Genomic DNA, 933 nt, shown 5'->3' on the forward strand with positions numbered 1-933 from the left:
GGACGGGCGGGTCGGTCCGACCCACCGCGGTACGCGGGGCGGTCACCATCACGACGCGGACGATCCGAACCAACCTGGTACGGGCGGTCACCATCACGACGCGGACGATCCGAACCACCCTGGTAGGGGCGGTCACCATCACGACGCGGACGATCCGAACCACCACGGTAGGCGGGACGGTCGCCGTCCCGCGCGGGGCGGTCTGACCGGAACGGACGGTCCCCGTCGCGGCTCGGACGCTCAGCGCCGCGGGGGCCGTCGCCGCGCGGCGGACGGCCGGAATCGCTGCGATCGCTCCGCCACGACGGACGATCGTCACGGTCTCCGGAGCGGAACGGACGGTCGCCACCGCTCCGCGGCGCACTGTCGCGACGTGCAGCGCCGTCGCGGAACGGACGGTCGGAGCGCTCAGGACGGTCACGGCGGTCGCCCTCACGGCGTTCGAAGTCCCGTGGACCGGACGACCAACGGCCTCCGCTCGCAGCGTCTCCGCGCGGACCTCCGTCGCGTCGAGGGGCTCGGTCGTCCCGTCGGGGTCGGTCTTCCCGGTCGCCGTCGTTCCGCCGCTCGTCGTCGTTCGCCACCGTTGCTCCTCATCGCGTGCCCGAGCCGAAGGCCGGGCGTTCGTCCGCTGTGTCGTTGTGTTGGGTGCCGCGTCGGTCGGACCGACGTTCGAGCTCCAGTCCATCACGAACCGGAGCCGACGTCGAGCGACGAGCAGCAAAACAGAAATGGCCACCGGCCACCACCGTGAACGAGGGTCTCCCCTGCGAATTCACGATGGAGGGCCGATGGCCACATCCTCTTACGTTAAGTCCGGCGGCGTCCTACTCTCCCACAAGGTCCCCCTTGCAGTACCATCGGCGCTGAGAGGCTTAGCTTCCGGGTTCGGAATGTGACCGGGCGTTTCCCTCTCGCTATGACCACCGGAAC

The 933-nt window shown here is 70.0% G+C and carries 1 rRNA gene; it reads right to left on the minus strand.

Annotation, left to right across the window (positions count from 1 at the left end):
- Positions 1 to 814: 814 nt before the first annotated feature.
- Positions 815 to 931 (minus strand): 5S ribosomal RNA (rrf, locus tag GVL05_RS19795).
- Positions 932 to 933 lie beyond the last annotated feature (2 nt).

The organism is Curtobacterium sp. 18060 (assembly GCF_902706105.1).
Lineage (GTDB): Bacteria > Actinomycetota > Actinomycetes > Actinomycetales > Microbacteriaceae > Curtobacterium.